Below are 17,659 nucleotides of genomic sequence, written 5' to 3'. Positions count from 1 at the left end.
GGCTGGGAATAAAGATCCCTAATCGTCCGGTTTTTATACAAAATGTAGTGCAGAATTTGAGGGGGTAAAACCCGCAACCCCTTGAAAAATAAGGAGCTTGATTTTAAAACTGCGGAACTTAGGTTAGGTAAGTAAAAATAAAATACTTTTGAACCAGAAAAGGCTTTTCTTTTAAAAATTAAACAGTATGCCGCCATTAAGTTGCCCGATACTGTTTTCATAAAAGGTATCATTTGATATTGGGAGCCACGCGCGAGTTCCTATAAATAAATGTACCGGATAATCCCATGGAGATTCAAAACCCCCGCCTATCCCAATGGCAGAAAATACCCGTTCGCCGGACAAACCTTCATATTTATATATCGACGCGTTTGTTTCCACATCCGTATTAACTTCAAAAATAAATGCCCCCAAAAGGCCTTGCAGATAAATGAATGGAAGCGGTTTCGCGCGGATTCCCATATGCGCCCAGAAAGAAGTTGTTTTAGGCTTTTCTATAACATAGATATTGTTTTCATTGTGGGAATTTGTTTCACGTTTATTCTTAAATCCACCCCCGCCAAAAATAAAGGAAACATCTTTATTCCTTCCGGCACTGTTAATAAATACTATTTCTCCTCCGGATCCTGATATTTGAGGATTAGAGCTCCAGTTCATATTCTGAAAATCTGAGGATTGAAAATTTGTCGTAAAAGAATGAGAAAGTTTTGAGCTGATCAAATTAATTTCTAATCCGTTCAATGAGGAACCACCCGAATGATAACTCTTATTCATTGAATAATCATCAAACTCCTGATAATTCTCAACCCGTTCAGATGAAACGTTGTAAGAAGGTTTAACCGTAATAGGCTCGCTTTTCTGCGTTATTTCCCCTGACGAATCTTTAGTTATTGTTTTTCGATCCATTCCGGTATAAACTTTCCCTTTTGAAGAATAACCGGTTGTCGCGCATCCGGATACTGCTAAAACAAAAGCGCATAAAATAGCTTTTTTAAAATAAATTTTAACAACTGTGGTCATAATGTGTCCATGATAAAGTAAATTTTCAAAATAATGGCTGAGATTTTGTTAATTGCGCAAACAGTGTCTGCTTTTTTTGCAATTAGCCAGACAGCGTCTGACTTTTTTGCTCTTTAATCAATTTGGCAGATGACATCTGCCAATATGAAATTTCTTATACTTTTATTATCAATGTATAATATTAGACAAGTGAGATTAAGTCAAGGAGGATTAGTATTTTTTAGGAAATTAAAGCTGGCCTAAATTTTAGGTGGATAAAACGTTCCCAATATCATAAAATTATTCGGAAATCTTTTCATATTACCGACAAAAAAGTAAATATCATTTTTATCAGAGCATATTCTTGTATACCATCTTTCTTTTATCTTTTCTAACAATAATTCCTGTGAAGAATAATTATTTCGCCAGCTTCTGTACGATTGCCCTATTTCCCAATCGATAATTAAATAATCATGACCAGGACAATCCGGTTTTTCAGAACATTTAAATTTATATCTAAAATCGAAAGGAATATTTTCAATGACATTTTTTTCTTTTTTAAATAAATCATGTTGCGCATAACAGGCTTCTCTATCACTCTCGTCTTTTTCTGCCGCTTTCTCCCAGAAAAACTCAATATTGGCCGGCTTAAATATACCCAGAGATTTTTTATTACTCTCATTTTCTTTTAATATTTCACACATTGATTTATCAATATGGGAAAAAACTATTTCTTTCCTTTGATTCCATTTTTTATCTTTAACAGTATCAAAATGATTTAATATCTTTATGCTATCAGTATCTATTTTGAAGCTTTCCGGCCTGTGGTCATCTTTGGATTTTTCAACTTTCACCTCAATAATATTATATTTTTTAAATTTCTTATTTTCATCTAAATCCCTGAAAGGGATAGGGTAAAGTCTTATCCATTTATGAGTATCAATATCGACTCCGGCGACACACACAGTTTCCCCATATTTTTTACTGGGATTTGGATAAGCTTTTATGGTTATCAAAACTCTTTTTATTTCATCAAACATAATTCATTTCTTTTAGATGATTAATTTTAAGCCCGTTGCCGTCTCTATTTTTTATTTCTTCCGCGACAATGCTTCGATGACAGTATTGCGGTTCTTTCTCAAAGCACATGAGACAACATATTTCAGATGTAATAATCCCATACAGTTCTTCTATAATATTTAACCGGGTTTTCACATATTTTGAATATTCCTTAAAGAAATATTCATAATCATTGTCCACATAAACTTTCTTTCTCAATTCCCTGGGGCTGCCTAATTCCTTAAAATGTAAATATCCAATATTGTGTTCTTTCAGATGTTGAGAAAGAATAGTCTTAGAAAATCCTTTTTTCCTGCTGATAGGAATTTCCCGGACATCAACAAGTGTTGATATTCCCGATTGCTTGAGGTGGTTTATAAAACCATCAATGCTTTTGCCTTCATATCCAATCGTATATAAAGAATTTTGCTCCATATTTCTCCTATCGGATGTTTGATTTAATAATTATAGCATAGAGTTTGAGATGAAACGAATTCCCCAGATACCATCTGGGCAATTTCTAAAAATATGTTTTTGTATCCTGGCTTAGTCTGACTTTTTTTGTCCTTTAATCAATTTCGCAGACGGTATCTGCAAAATATTAATAAGACGATTTTTGTATAATAAATAAAATCACTTAGTTTTTCTTAATCTCATCCAACTGGCTTTGGATATGTTCAAATTGAGATAATAAATGCGCGTATTGAAATTCAGTTATTTCGGCTTTACCATTTTTATATAACTCCAATGCCTTTTTGGTTCTATCTTTTTTCTGTTCAAAAAGCATTACAGCTTTATCAGAAAGACTCTTCTCCGAAGGTATATTATCAGAGTTTTTGGTAATGGTTACCGCAATCAGAGGTAAACCGCTTTTAGATTGATATGTATTCGGCTCTGCCTTCAGGCTTTTATGATTAAAGAAATCAGTGAAATCTTCTTCTTCCCAGGTAACACTTTTTGCTTCGCCTTCGGGGAGTATGCACATATCAAGAAGAAATAATTTACCGCCTGTTTTAAGTGATTTTAGTACATAGTAAAATCTTCTGCCTAATTCGCTGAAAGGGATTTCATGCGTTACATTTCGTATAACTATAAGGTCAGAGTTCAATGGTTCGTTAAGTTTCTCAAATTCTTCAGTAGTATAAAAGCTATGATTATGAAGCCCGCATTTTTGAGCATATTTTTTAACCTCTTCAACTGTTTTATAATTTATTCCAATATACTGATGTGAACCGGTTTTAAACTGTTTTAAATTTTTCAACTCGGTAATAAGTGATCCTTTGCCGCAGCCATAATCAAGAATTTTTAAGGGCTTCCCCGTGTTGGTAAACTCATTCTCAAGAAATCCTATAATTCTCTGATTCTGCGGGTCGTTATGTGTCCCTGCAGATTGTTCTTCCGGAGGCTTTTTGAATCCTTGTATAAATTTCAGCAAACGTTCTGCATCTTTATTAATATTATCTTCCTTCTTTCCGGTTTCCTTTTCTTCTGTGGAAAGAGTAATATGTGTCTGCCTTGCTCGCTTTTCTACTAATCTCTGGAGGGCTAAATAGATATCACTCGACCCTTTTTCTTTTAACGCATTAAGAAGTGTTCCTATTACCTTATCATCTGCTTGGCCTAATTTACCTAAGGCTTCGGCTGATGATTCACGCATATCCGAACCTGCATCCTTATCCTTCAGCACATCAAGAAATGCTTCTATGACCCTATTATCTGCCCGGCCTAATTTACCTAAGGCTTCGGCTGATACCCAACACACATCTAAATCTTCATCCTTCAGGGCATTAAGAAGTGCTTTTATCACCCTATCATCTGCTCGGTCTAAGTTACCTAAGGCTTCGGTTGAAAAACGACGCACATCCCGATATTCCTTCTTATCCTTCAGGACATCAAGAAGTGCTTTTATAACTCTTTCATCTACTTGACCTAAATTACCTAAGGCATAGGCTGATGAACCACGCACACGCCGATTTCCCTTCTTATGCTTCAGCACATCAAGAAGTTCTTTTATAATCCTATCGTCTGACCAGCCTAATTCACTTAAGGCTTCTGCTGATGAACCACGCGCATGAAAATCTTCATCCTTATCCTTCAGCACATCAAGAAGAACTTCTATTACCCCATTATCTGACCGGCCTAATTTACTTAAGGCTTCGGCTGAGAAACTACGCACATCTGAATCTTCATCCTTATCCTTCAGCACATCAAGAAGAACTTCTATTACCCCATTATCTGACCGGCCTAATTTGCTTAAGGCTTCGGCTGAGAAACTACGCACAAGTGAATCTTCCTTTTTATCCTTTAGTATATCAAGAAGTGCTTTTATAACTCTATCATCTGCTCGGACTAAATTACCTAAGGCACGAACCAATAATAAATCCAAAAATGGACTCCTATTCTTCAGTACATTAAGAAGTATTTTTATAACTCTATCATCTGCCCAGCCTAATCTACCTAAGGCTTCGGCTGATGAATCACGCACATCCAAATGTTCAGCCCCATCCTTCAGTGTATCAAGAAGTAACTCTATTACCCTGTCATCTACCCGACCTAATCTACCTAAGGCTTCGGCTGATGAACCACGCACATCCAAATCTTCATCTTTATCCTTCAGCGCATCAAGAAGTGCTTCTATTATCTTATTATCTGCTCGGCCTAAATTACCTAAGGCTTCGGTTGACCAATAACGTACATCCGAATTTTCCTTCTTATTCTTTAGTGTATTCAATAATTTTTCAGTTATCAACACTATCTTTCCCTGACCAGCCATCCCTGAAAAAATCTTATTAATTTCGTTTCGAAGGAAAGTAAATCCTGTTTCTTTCCATAATTTCCAAAGCCTATCTATTATTTCTCTTTCAAAAGAATCTATTTTATCCTCTTTAATTCGAGAAATACAAAAACCAGAAAGAAGAAGCGGCTGATGCAGGACATCATAGCAAAGCGGTTTTTGTTTTAATATAAATTGAATTAATTCATAAGCTTTTTCTTTAGGAAGTAAACCGGCAGTTAATCCTATTACCTCGCGAAACCGGGGATTAAAAAGAACCGGCTTAAGAAACTCAGCAGGGACTTTCTCTTTCCTAATAATATAGCAGGCGGATAAGTATTCCTGAAATGTAAGATGCAGGGAAATATACCGCCGGTCACTTAACCGGCATAAAAGCCCGCTCTTTTCAATAATCTCCTTTAATATATCATCTGCTTTATAATCCTCTTTTTTACTTTCGAGAAATTTTTTTATAATTTCTCTTAACTTATCTTCTTCAAATATCTCTTTCCCCTCAAGCAGATGAATGGCTATTTCCTGTAAAACATTCTCTTTTATTGAAAAAGGTATCCGGGGTTCTTTCAAATCCAGCATTTCCTCAACAGCCTGTCTGTAAAATTCAGCCCTATGGGCCGGAAGCGCAAGTTTTTGGTTCTTAAATACAAAACAGAGTATCTGGAGAAGCAAAGGATTTTTGGAAAGCGGCTCAATTTGTGGTGTATTTTTTAAGGCGGAAAGAAAGGAGTTGGATTTATCTTTCAGGTAATCGTTAGAATATTGCCTGATATTATCTTCTTTTAAAGGCATTATCTCATAATGCTTCCAGCCATTAAGTTCATTCTGATAAGCTGCAATCCGGGTTGTTACAATAATATGGCAATCTCTGTATTTACCGCTTGCAAGATTTTGCAGGGACTCTATTAGAAGGTCTCTATCCTCTGTTACTTCATCTAAACCGTCACAAAGTAAGATACACTTGTTTTCCTTAAGCCATTCATCTATCATAGGTTTAATTTCTTCTTCCTCAAATCCGCTATTGTTAAGGCTATTTATAAAATATTCTGAAAGAGAGATGACGTATCCATTAGTTCTCCTGCTGGCCCAATCCTTCAAGTCTATAACCAGAGGAATTAAATCTGCAGGAACAGACCCGATATTTTTTTGCTGTTTGAGACCGCCCTCTGTTTGGGCGCATAAACTATAGGCTATATAATGAGCCAGTGTAGTCTTCCCTGACCCAGGGTCTCCTTTTACAACAACTTTTCTAGTAGCGAGCGCCCTCCAGACATCTACCGGAGTAAGTGAATATTTCTCCTGAGCCGAGTGTTCTTCCCGCCATACCCTGAAATCTATGCAATCACTTATTGATTTTTCAGATTCCGATATTCTTCTCTCAATAGATATTTCTTCCCTCTTCACCTCACCCAACTGAAGCGGGATGTAATTTTTCATAGTAAGACATACAGTTTCATCTAAACAGGGAATATCTTTATACCTGTTTATTATGAATTTACGGTACTCACTGGTTATTTGTTCCATTTTTTCATGTTGTTTCTTTTATTGCCAGATTTTTACTGTTTACCCATTCAGCTTGACTACAATATTTTCAAAGTATATAATGTTTTAATTAAAAGAAATTATACTACAATAAAAATAATTTTTAAACTAATTAACAAGTCGAAGAAAAAAACATGAAAGAAATAGAGGCACTTGCCACTGTAACACATGCTATATTAACTTATAAAAGTTTTGTGGGTAAACAACAAGGCAAAAGATGTAAAAATTATTGACTACCACTAATAACCTCAAACGAAAGGATGAATATGAAAACATTACCGCCTGTACATCCGGGAGAAATCTTGTTGGAAGATTTTATGAAACCTTTGGGTTTAAGCCAATATCGTGTAGCCAAAGACATAGGTGTGTCCGCATTAAGAATTAGTCAAATTGTACATCGAAAGCGTTCGATTACTGTAGACACAGCTATGAGGTTAGCCCGGTACTTTAGTACAAGCGCTCTTATATGGTTACGGCTCCAGGCCCGTTATGACCTTGAAACAGCAGGGATTAAAATAGCAGATCGGATTAAACATGAGGTCAATGTCCTAAAAAAACCTCACTATGGAATTGAACAAGCTGCCTAACCTTATCAACTAAATAGATAATTACCACTCAAATAACTGCCTCCTATTTCGGCGCTTGGAGCAATTTTTTTGGCTGAGTTATTATAACCAATTTTCTTTCTCGAGCAATTTCATGAAGTTTCTCTTGGGTTTATGTGCTGTGCGAATCGACTCGACGTATTGTTTAAACTCTGTCTTCCTGCCAAGGCGAATCAAGAGAGAACGAATCTTGCGTAGAAAGTTTATTGTTTCCTTGTATGCTTCATTGTCCTTCCGGCTGAGCGCCGGTTCTATCTGCTGCCGGTAAATAACCAGGGAATCTTCAGGATGGCCTTTCTCTCTTTCGACAGCGAGTATCAACCAGAGGCTGTTTGCACAGCCTCCTTCTTTTGCCTTTCTCCATGCCGATTCAATATCTTTCTCCCATAAAAATATTTTCACAAGTTCCGAATTATCTGTCTCTGGCCACAAACGCCGTTGATTTTTTGTTTCTTCACGTTTTGTTTTAGTGATTTTTTCCTGAAGGCAAGCAAGAGCCTTTTCTCTCCATATTAGCCATTTGTTGATACGTTCAGAGTGTACCTTCAGATTTTTATATTGTTCCAGGTAAGGCGAATTTGTAAATTCAACCCAGATAAGCGCCATTGCATCATCATGGCGTTTTCGCCGATGATATTCTTCCGCGAGAAACCCGCGCAGTCTTGAATCTGTTCGATTTGGGAACGCTTTTACGCCTCTTTCGGCCCACTCCAGCGCCAGATCATACTTCCGGGCTTTTTTATAAAGCTCAGCAATCTGAAGGAAAGAGTATGCATCAGATAAATCTTTGCTCTTGATTTTGACCAGCGCTTCAAGATCCCCGGATTCTTTTGCCAAGGCCTCCATAATGCTCGTAATACGAAAGCGCCGGCCATACTTTTCCGGGTCCTCCTCATTAGGGCGCAGTGGTGGAATCTTCGCCCATTCGTCCTCAGCAAGCTTACGATAAACAGCCAGCCCCTTTTCACCCAGAACATCCGCGTAGGTTGATACAGCGCCATAAAAAACATCATATTCGGCCCGAAGCTCCCACTCGAAAAGCTTTTTTGCCATGATTTCCGGATCCGGTTTGGCTTTTTTACAAGCAGAATGATGGATTTCCTGCAGTTTTCCAAGAATATCACCCATGTTACCATCTGAATCATCAACGAAGCTCATTGCTTCTTCAACTGATTCAAGCGCGTATTCAGACAGTTCTATAACTTCTGAAACATATCCTTCTTTTAAAAGATCCTCTATTGAATCTACAACATTATCTATGCCATTGGTATAATTATAAACCGAGTTATAGTCTACAAAATCGTCTACGCGCACAGCGCTATTAATGACTGCCCGGAATGCGGCAAGGTCAATGCCTTTATTCCCTTTCTTTGCCGCCTTCATCAGAAGCTGTTCACGTAATCTATCGTCGTCAAACACTTGTTTCATAAGCATATCCAAAAGCGTTTTTTTATCCCGGGTCTCGAGATAATTCCTGATATCATCCATTGTCACTGAAGGCTTTTTTGATTTTTGTAATACTGCTCCGCCGTTTTTCTGTTGGTCTAAATATGCTAAACCAATCGCAACACAGTGTTTGCAAAACTCACCGCCCGCACCAACAGGACAATTACATGAATAATTTAATTCCTTATCTGCCACCCATAGTTTTACCCGATATTCACTAGTGCCGCGTACTTTGGCTGTGATTTTCCCTTCATATTCAACCATGGCATAGACCTGTCCATTGGAAAAGTAGTCTTCACCGCGTCCGAAGGACCGTTCACCGGCTATCTGTTTCAGGGCCTTTCGTGTCAAAACTTCCATTTGTATATGTTTATTGTGTAGTGTCATCTATTCCTTTTTCTCTGTCTCAATTAAAGCATCCCGGAGGAGCTTACTCTGTCTTTGAAATGCCTGCCTTGGATTTCGAGGCTCTTTCATAAGGCATATTTCCTGGGTAAGTAACCGGGCTGTATGCAGGATATAAGTCTCTTTTCTCTGAGCCTCTTTTTGATATAATGGATGGTCGCGATTTATATAAATAATCGTCCCTTCTGTAAAACACTCGGGGCCGTCCGAGCCAAAATGGTCAATACAGCAGCTTATTCCCTGCTGTCCTAATTTTAACTTTTTGACTACTGCTGTCGGAGTTAATCTTTTAACCTGCGGTTTTCTTTTTCGTTTTTTCTTCGCCTCTTTTTCTATTTTTTGTTCTTCGCTTTTTGAAGCCGCGTTATCTTTACTTTGCGGAATATACCCAGGCTGGCCGCCGGCGCCCGGCACTGCTTCTCCAACCGGGATTAAACCTTCGGGACAATAATCAGGATTAAGAATAAGCGCGTTCTTTATCTTATCTAAAACCTCGCTGAGTGACTTTTTTACACGTCTATTATCTTTGGAATCCGACAGGCCGTCTAAAACAGGCTTAATTCTCTCAATAATCTGTTCCATCACCTCTAAAAATTTTTTGTATTGCGGAGTATCTTTGATGAAACCGGTCCGGTCGCTTGTGATGGGCAAAAAATCCGCGTTAACCTCGCCGCTAATGCGAGCGATATTTTTAATATATTTTTCAAGATTAAAGAAATCCTTTGTAATTGTAACCTGTTTAACCTTACAGGATATCCCGGCATCAGATATATCCTGTCCTGACTGGGAAGTTATTACTATCTCGCCATAGACAATACCATAATCTGTTCCCTCTAAAAAAGGTATTTTATGGCCCGCGATAAATTTGGGATTTATCTTGTGATCATTTAAGTAAACCGCAAAATCAGAAACTTTTATAGGTACGGATTCAATAATCCGTTTTTCCACATCAGAGATATTAAATTTTTTAATCACGCCTTTCAATGTAACTCTTGTTCCGTCTTTTAAACGATGGTCAACTTCTTCGATTTCTAACGGTATATGCCATCTGTCTTTTGATTTTTCCCATTCTCTTTTATCAAATATAACCCTTGCCTGAAAATCTCCCTTTTTTGTCCATACTTCAAAACATGAACAGGCTGAAAGAGAGGCAAACTTTCCTATGCCAAACTCACCAATCCTATTCCTTCCAAATTTTGGCGATTTCGGATGTTGTTTTTTTAAGCAGGACCCTATATTAAAATACTGCTTCAGGCCGTTAATATCCATTCCCAAACCATCATCCTCCACGACTATTTCATCATCTGTTATCGTAACCTTAACACAAGCCGCGTCCGCGTCATAGGCGTTATTAATAAGCTCCCGGACAAGTTCTATGGATTCACCGTAAAGCCGCTCCCCGATAGTAATTATATGGCTTTTATCTACGGTTACTTCAATTGTGTTTTCCATTTTTGTCTATCCTTATCTTTAGTTAACTCTTTCAATCTCCCCAAAACATACTTCCGGATTCTAGAATCAGGTATTTCATTCGCCCATTTTTCAGCCTTTTTAAAATTAAATGATTTTGGGAAATGAAGCTCCGGGAAATATCCGAATTGGTTTTTTCTGCGGCTGGAGACGTACAGGCAATCAATAAGCGCCTTCTCCGGCTCCGCTATTAGAAATTTTCCGCCGTTTTTATACCAATCGAATCCTTTAAAAAAAGACGGGGATATTCTATGAATAAAAAATGTACCCAGTTTTGTCTTGATTGTTTTTGTATGCGAGGTCGATGCCAGAGTTATTGCCTGCGGAATCTGCTCGATAATATCATAAAGATGCAGGGCGGTTATAAAGGAAACATACAGCCGCTGCACAACTGACAAAAAAGGGATTACCATATACGGTGACAGCCTTTCACTCCCGATATTCAGCCCCCAAACGCCTCTTTTTATTTTTAAAACTACACCTTTTTTTTCGAGATGATTCAAGGTCTGCGTGGTATTTGAGAGTGTTCCCTTATAATGCGCGGCCAATTCTCTTGTGGTAAATACCGGACGGTTTAATTGTTTGATGGCTGTAAGAACTGACATTTTTTTTCTAACTCCTCAATGAAATTTTCCACATTTAACCTAATCTCATCCCATGAAGTTGTTTTATTATAAACGGCCTGATCATTAGGCGATAGATAAGAAATAACAGTATCACGAAATTGGGAGAAATCAATTGCAAAAATATTCTCCCGCGCCTTTTTAAATAAAGATATATTGAATTGCTTTAAGTTTTTAGAAATATCAATATTTTTATTATGCTGGGGGCTTAAAATATAAAGGTCAAAAATATCCCTTGCCTGGATTACAGACCGCAAGGCAAGCACCTCAACTTTCTGCAGGATTGTGGATGAAATATCATAGTGCGAAACCATTAAAGGCGGTATTTTATACTCGCGCAGGACAATATCCGAAACCGGCTCAGAAACAATTTCTCCTTTAAATCCTCTCCGGGAAAATTCAATTTTTGTAAAAAGGTCTATGCCCTCTGAATTTATTAAATGCACCTTAAACCGCTGGGTTGTCTCTGTTTGCTTAGCTTTGGCAATATCAGGAGGAATAATCCGTTCGCAACCGAATGTCCTCAAACTATCGTTAAAAGAAGGCGCGCTTAATATCTTCAAAACAATGTCTTTTAAAGTATCCACCCTTATCCGAAAAACATCTATATCCATATCCTCGGAATAACGGAAACTTTTGAAGAAAAAACGCAGGTTCACACCGCCTTTTAAGACATAATTATCCGGTTTTACCTTTCTCGCCAGCCATCTTAAAAACTCGATATGAAATATTTCCCTTAATTGTAATGAGTTATATAAATCCATATTATGTATTATAATTTAGTTTTAACTAAATTGCAAGACATAATTGTTTTTGTTTTAAACCTATTTTTCTATAAATATTTTTTATTTATCTATTTATTCAGAAAAAATCCCCAATTTTTTTATCTCTTTGATATTTTTTTCATATGTTTGTGCAAATTGGCCATCACCTTTCGCAGCATTCAGAGTAATTACAATATAGGACAGACACTGTCTGACCAGTCTGACTTCAATTCATAAGAAAAAACTGGCGCATTAGTTTCGGGTTTGATAAAGAAAAACCGCGTTCAAATTCTTGTGTTAAATTCTCCGTAAGCCCCATCAACATTTTTTCACCATATTCAGCGCGAAATTTTCATCCCTGTTCGTAATTAATAATTCTTCGTCCAATCTCAAAATTAGTAATTACAAAGTGCTCTGTTACATAAATTTTGATGAGATAGCAGAGGCTATTTTGTCCTGATTCAAGGCGTGAGGAGCGTTGCATACCCTCTGCGGTATGTAAGCGACGAGCAACGCAGAAGCAGGACAAAAGAGCCCTGCCCTTCGGGAATGCCCATCTTCGGCCAATTTCTGCCTCTCTCCTCCTTTGTGTATCACAGAGGATACACCTGCGTCGTCGTTCGTTGAAATTGTCTCAAATCTGGGCATTCTATCTCATCAAAATTTATGTAACAGAGCACTATATTGTATCAACATTTCTGACAACAGTTTTTCTAGCTGAAAGAATTAATTCGCGGATTTCTCTAAATAATGTTTTGTCATCGAAAGTATTTACCTTGACAGGTACTATCTCTCTTTTCATGTTTTTTCCTATTAATATTTCAAAATAATTCTCATTAATTCTAATCTAATTTTTACTAAAGAGTAATAATAAATCATAAAAGCGAATTATATACATAAGCCGTCTTTAAAATATAAAACATATTTGTTGTACAACTATTATGTTTTATAAGGAATATAGATTGTTTATTCTTGCAATTTTGTCTGGCTTATGTATAATAACTAATATTTTAAAAAGGAATAAAAATGAATAACATTCGAGTCCGGTTCGCGCCAAGCCCGACAGGGCATTTGCATCTGGGTGGAGCCCGCACTGCCCTTTTTAACTGGCTTTTCGCGAGGCACACGGGCGGCAAATTTATTTTAAGGATAGAAGATACCGATGTGGCGCGGTCTTCCGAGGCCTCCGCCAAAGAAATTATTGACGCTATGAAATTTCTGGGCCTTGACTGGGACGAGGGTCCCGAGGTTGGCGGCGATTACGGGCCGTATTATCAATTTGAACGAAAAGACATTTACGCGAAGTTCATTGATAAACTGCTCGGTGAAGAAAAGGCTTATTTTTGCTTCTGTAAAGCTGAAGAATTACAGGCGAGAAGAGAAGAGGCTCAAAAAAAAGGCGTTCCCTTTGTTTATGACCGCAGGTGCCTTTCACTCAGCAGAGAAAAGAAGGACGAACTTCGAAAAAACGGCCGGACACCCGCGATAAGGTTTAAAATCCCTTCAGGAGATACTTCTTTTATAGATATTATCCGCGGAGAAATTAGCTTCAAAAACGATGATCTGGATGATTTTGTAATACTAAAATCCAATGACCAGATTCCGACATATAATTTCGCTGTTGTCATAGACGATATCACAATGAAAATCACGCACGTCCTTCGCGGGGATGACCATATTTCAAATACCCCCAGGCAAATTTTGCTTTATAAGGCTTTAAACGAGCCGCTTCCTCAATTCGGGCATCTGCCGATGATACTCGGCTCTGACCATACCCGTTTATCAAAAAGGCACGGGGCAACGGCGGTTGATGAATACGCCGAAAAAGGATACCTGCCGGACGCGCTGATAAATTTTCTCGCGAGGCTTGGGTGGTCCTTTGATGAAAAACAGGAAATTTTCTCCCGCGAAGAACTGATCGAGAAATTCTCGCTGGAACGCATCGGAAAAAACGCCGCGGTTTTTAACACTGAAAAACTTATATGGTTAAATGGTGAATATATTAAAAATTTGCCTCTGGATAAGCGGACAAAAAAAGTTATTCCGTTTCTCCAAAAAGCAGGTTTATTATCTGAAGAAGTGGAAGAAGTGAAGATCCAAAAAATTGTTGAAATTGTCGGTGACAGGTTAAAATTATTAAGCGATATTGTCCCTTATACGGATTTCTTTTTTAAAGAAAAAATCGAATATTCTGAAGATATGCTAAAGGCTCTGGATAAATTAAAAAACGCGCTTATGATCATTCCTGAAATAAAAGGCGCGCTTTTACAATTGGAACCTTTCAACATTGAAACTATTGAGAAAACTATCAGGGCAATATCCGAAAAAAATAACATCAAACCTAAAGAAACCATCCAGGCATTAAGGATCATCCTTACGGGAAAAACTGTCGCACCCGGGCTTTTCGAAACTATCTTCCTTCTTGGAAAAGAAGTTACCAAAAAGAGAATTGAGGCTTTTTCAGATGATTACAATCGGAATTGATATCGGGTCAAATACAAGCAAGGGAATTGTTCTAAAAAACGGCAAGACCATTGCCCAAACTATTTTTCATACGGCATTCAAAGAAGCAGACCGCGGAAAAATGGTGCTCCAAAAACTGCTAAAAATTTCTTGTTTGAAAAAAGAAGAAATAAATTGCATTATCGCAACCGGATACGGCCGTGTAACAGTGCCTTTTGCCGATAAAACCATTACTGAAATAACCTGCCATGCAAAAGGTATTTACAGCTTAATCCCTTCTGTTCAAACCATTATCGATATCGGCGGACAGGACAGCAAAATAATAAAATTAGATGAAAAAGGGAACGTCCGGGATTTTGTCATGAATGACAAATGTTCCGCCGGAACAGGAAAATTTTTTGAGGTTACCGCTCATGCCCTGGGCATAAAACTGCATGATTTATCCGGTCTTTATTTTCAATCAAAATCGCCTTGTATAATAAATTCGACCTGCACGGTTTTCGCCGAGACAGAAATAATCTCATTACTTTCCGAAAAACATGAAAGGAAGGACATTGTTGCCGGGTTGATAGAAACAATGGCAAAACGGATAGTGAATATGTCAAAAGGGTTAAAGATAAAACCGGAGATTGCCTTTGCCGGCGGTGTGGCTAAAAATCAGGCAATGAGAGCGGCGCTCGAAAACGAATTAGGTTGTAAATTCGCAATATTTGATTTTGACCCTCAGCTTACAGGCGCCCTGGGTGCCGCATTAATCGCGGGGACATTAAAGGATCAAGATTTAGTCAACTTAGGTTAATTAATATTTTTAATTTGCCAACATAAATATAATATTTACATCTTCCAGGGTTTGTCCGATAATATATCTGTTAAAATCCATAACTTTTTTTTGGAGTAATAAATGAACTGCCCTTCCTGTAAAAATCCGATGGTCATATTAGAACTTGAAGATGTGGAAGTAGACCACTGTTTTTCCTGCGGCGGGATATGGCTTGATGCGGGCGAGCTGGAACTGTTAATGGGGACGTCTTCAGAAAAGGAGTGCCTGCTGACATTGTTTGAGACATGCGAAGTAACAAAAGAAAAAAGCATAAATTGCCCTATATGCTTAAAAAAAATGAAGAAAGTTTTATACGGGAATGAAGAAAAAAAAATACGCCTTGATAAATGTGTAAAAAATGACGGTATTTGGTTTGATAAAGGAGAATTAAATGAGGTTTTAAAAATAGGGGGTACGGGTAAAGATAATAAAATAATAAATTTACTTAAAGAAATGTTTGCGGGGACAAACAAATAAATAAAAAGGAGGACATGAAATGATAGGATTTCTGATATTTCTGGGAGTTATCGCTTTGATTTTAATGTTTTTTGCCGGGATTTATAATTCTCTTGTGACATTAAAGAACCAGGTGAAAAACGCATGGTCACAGATTGATGTCCAGTTGAAAAGAAGGTATGACCTTATACCGAATTTGGTAGAAACCGCGAAAGGGTATATGGCGCACGAAAGAGATACGCTTGAAAACATCACAAAAGCGAGAAGCGCGGCTATGAACGCGCAAAGCGGCGGCGTAGGGGCCATATCCAAGGCTGAAACAGCGTTGGGAGACGCCCTGAGCAAATTTTTGCTTGTCGTTGAAAATTATCCCGAACTTAAGGCAAACCAGAATTTCCTGGCGCTCCAGGAGGAATTAACATCCACAGAAAATAAAATCGCGTTCGCCAGGCAGAGTTATAATGATCAGGTGCTGTTTTTGAATAATAAGATCCAGATGTTTCCTTCCAATATAATCGCGGATATGTTTAATTTTAAAAATGAAGAATTTTTTGAAGCTGAAGAAGGATCAAAAGAAGCGCCAAAAGTAAAGTTTTCATAAATCCCGGCCTGTGGCACGGAAACCGATTCACGAACAACGTTTTACTGGAAAATATGTGGGAAATAATAGAAGCAAACAAAAAAAAATCTTTAATACTTTTTATCGCTATGGGGGTTTGCCTTATTTTACTGGGTTATTTCATCGGCCTGGTTTTTTCGCCTGATGGCGGCATTGCGGGTATTTTTTTTGCGCTGGCGGTATGGGCGGCACTGTCCCTCGTAAGTTATTTTTCAGGAGATTATATCGCTTTGACTACAAGTAACGCAAAAGAAGTTTCTTATGATGTCCATCCCCAGCTTTTTAATATTGTTGAGGAGATGAAGATCGCGGCAAATTTCCCGCACATGCCAAGGATTTACATAATAGATGACCCCGCCCCTAACGCTTTTGCGACAGGCACAAAACCTGAAAAAAGTTCAATTGCCGTAACAGCCGGGATACTTAATATGTTAAACAGGGACGAATTGCAGGGGGTTGTAGCGCATGAAATGTCACATATTGTTAATAGGGATGTTTTATTTGTAACTTTTGCCGGAATAATGCTTGGAAGTATAACTCTTATATCTCAAACATTTTTACGCGGGATAATTCATGTCCCAAGGTCATCAAGAAGATACCGGTCAAGCGGAAAAGGCGGGGGGCAGGCTGCTGTTATATTTATCGCGATTCTATTTGCCATATTGGCACCGATATTGGCAAGGATTTTATATTTTGCGATATCAAGAAAAAGAGAGTATCTTGCCGACGCTTCTGCGGTAAGGTTAACAAGGTACCCGGAAGGGCTGGCTTCGGCCCTGGAGAAAATCTCGTCCGGGAATTTTAACCTCGAGTATGTCAATAGTGTTACCGCGCCGATGTATATAATAAACCCGATGGAGAAAAACGGGTTAAAAATATCGGATCTGTCAAGCACACACCCCCCGATTTCAGAGAGGATACATATTTTGCGAAATATGATGTACGGCGCAAGTTACCTGCACTATCAAAAAGCCTTTTCTGATGTTAAGAAAAAAACGTCAAAAATCATACCGTTATCATCGTTAAAAGAAGAAACAATACCTATACGGACGGCTTCCGCTGAACCAAAACAGGCCCCTGACAAAAAGCAGGAAATTAGGAACCTGGGTGATTTAATGATGGCGGTAAATAAATATGCGTTTTTAACATGCCTTTGCGGTTTAAAAATTAAGGTCCCGCCTCATTTTAACAAAAATAAGATAACCTGCCCGAAATGCAGCAGGGAGCTGGATGTCCCTTCCGAGAAGGATAAAAATAAACCGGCAGGTGCGGCAGGCGCAGTAACAGGCTCGAATGTATATGTGAGACAGGGAACACAATGGGAAACCTTCACGTGTTCATGCGGAGCGATACAACAGTTGTCTCCGGCCTTTAAGGCTTCCCACCTTATATGCAGGGTTTGCGGAAAAACAATCCAGATCAAAAATCAATAAAAAAAATTTGTTTAACAGATCAATAGTACCACAGCGCTATCCCAAGTTCCGCAGTTTTAAAAACGAAATCCTTATTTATCAAGGGGTTACGGATTTTATACCCCCAAATTCTGCACTACATTTTGTATATAAACCGGACGGTTGGGTATCTTTATTCCCAATTTCGC

14 protein-coding genes are annotated in these 17,659 nt (G+C 38.1%); 6 read left to right on the top strand and 8 right to left on the bottom strand.

Annotation, left to right across the window (positions count from 1 at the left end; genetic code table 11):
* Positions 1–171: 171 nt before the first annotated feature.
* The 4 genes from AB1498_00510 to AB1498_00495 form a co-directional block, all read right to left on the bottom strand.
* A complete protein-coding gene (locus AB1498_00510; GenBank protein ID MEW6086783.1) occupies positions 172–1,020 on the bottom strand; it encodes a hypothetical protein in 849 nt (282 codons plus the stop codon).
* Positions 1,021–1,259: 239 nt separating this feature from the next.
* Positions 1,260–2,039: a hypothetical protein gene (locus AB1498_00505; protein ID MEW6086782.1), complete on the bottom strand. Its 780-nt coding sequence runs from the start codon at positions 2,037–2,039 to the stop codon at positions 1,260–1,262.
* Positions 2,032–2,493: a DUF488 domain-containing protein gene (locus AB1498_00500; GenBank protein ID MEW6086781.1), complete on the bottom strand. Its 462-nt coding sequence runs from the start codon at positions 2,491–2,493 to the stop codon at positions 2,032–2,034. The genes AB1498_00505 and AB1498_00500 overlap by 8 nt, the downstream gene beginning before the upstream one ends.
* Positions 2,494–2,695: 202 nt before the next feature.
* Positions 2,696–6,370 carry a HEAT repeat domain-containing protein gene (locus AB1498_00495; protein MEW6086780.1) on the bottom strand — a complete coding sequence of 1,225 codons (3,675 nt, stop codon included), beginning with the start codon at positions 6,368–6,370 and terminating at the stop codon, positions 2,696–2,698.
* 284 nt (positions 6,371–6,654) lie between these two features.
* Here AB1498_00495 and AB1498_00490 point away from each other — a divergent pair, with 284 nt between their 5' ends.
* Positions 6,655–6,975: a HigA family addiction module antitoxin gene (locus AB1498_00490; protein MEW6086779.1), complete on the top strand. Its 321-nt coding sequence runs from the start codon at positions 6,655–6,657 to the stop codon at positions 6,973–6,975.
* 81 nt (positions 6,976–7,056) lie between these two features.
* Here AB1498_00490 and AB1498_00485 read toward each other — a convergent pair whose 3' ends face one another.
* From AB1498_00485 to AB1498_00470, 4 genes are read right to left on the bottom strand one after another with little or no spacing between them, the layout of a single operon-like run.
* A complete protein-coding gene (locus tag AB1498_00485) occupies positions 7,057–8,826 on the bottom strand; it encodes a DUF6880 family protein (protein MEW6086778.1) in 1,770 nt (589 codons plus the stop codon).
* Positions 8,827–10,296, bottom strand: a complete 1,470-nt coding sequence (locus tag AB1498_00480) for an ATP-binding protein (protein MEW6086777.1) — start codon at positions 10,294–10,296, stop codon at positions 8,827–8,829.
* A complete protein-coding gene (locus tag AB1498_00475; protein ID MEW6086776.1) occupies positions 10,275–10,919 on the bottom strand; it encodes a hypothetical protein in 645 nt (214 codons plus the stop codon). The genes AB1498_00480 and AB1498_00475 overlap by 22 nt, the downstream gene beginning before the upstream one ends.
* Positions 10,889–11,701, bottom strand: a complete 813-nt coding sequence (locus AB1498_00470; GenBank protein MEW6086775.1) for a nucleotidyl transferase AbiEii/AbiGii toxin family protein — start codon at positions 11,699–11,701, stop codon at positions 10,889–10,891. The genes AB1498_00475 and AB1498_00470 overlap by 31 nt, the downstream gene beginning before the upstream one ends.
* A 1,026-nt stretch (positions 11,702–12,727) precedes the next feature.
* Here AB1498_00470 and gltX point away from each other — a divergent pair.
* The 5 genes from gltX to AB1498_00445 all read left to right on the top strand — a co-directional run bounded on the left by gltX (position 12,728) and on the right by AB1498_00445 (position 17,492).
* A complete protein-coding gene (gene gltX, locus AB1498_00465) occupies positions 12,728–14,185 on the top strand; it encodes a glutamate--tRNA ligase (protein ID MEW6086774.1) in 1,458 nt (485 codons plus the stop codon).
* Complete coding sequence (locus AB1498_00460) at positions 14,166–14,963, top strand: acyl-CoA dehydratase activase (GenBank protein MEW6086773.1); 798 nt, start codon at positions 14,166–14,168, stop codon at positions 14,961–14,963. Before gltX ends, AB1498_00460 begins: the two co-directional genes overlap by 20 nt.
* A gap of 102 nt (positions 14,964–15,065) precedes the next feature.
* The gene (locus AB1498_00455; GenBank protein ID MEW6086772.1) at positions 15,066–15,461 is read left to right on the top strand and encodes a zf-TFIIB domain-containing protein; all 396 of its coding nucleotides are present in this window, start codon (positions 15,066–15,068) and stop codon (positions 15,459–15,461) included.
* Positions 15,462–15,480: 19 nt separating this feature from the next.
* Complete coding sequence (locus AB1498_00450; GenBank protein ID MEW6086771.1) at positions 15,481–16,041, top strand: LemA family protein; 561 nt, start codon at positions 15,481–15,483, stop codon at positions 16,039–16,041.
* Between the two features lie 53 nt (positions 16,042–16,094).
* Complete coding sequence (locus AB1498_00445; protein MEW6086770.1) at positions 16,095–17,492, top strand: M48 family metallopeptidase; 1,398 nt, start codon at positions 16,095–16,097, stop codon at positions 17,490–17,492.
* Positions 17,493–17,659: the final 167 nt, after the last annotated feature.

It is taken from the genome of bacterium (assembly GCA_040754625.1).
In the GTDB taxonomy this organism is placed as follows: domain Bacteria; phylum JACRDZ01; class JAQUKH01; order JAQUKH01; family JAQUKH01; genus JAQUKH01.
The sequence above is the reverse complement of the archived record's forward strand: the minus strand, read 5'-3'. Positions and strand labels throughout refer to the sequence as shown.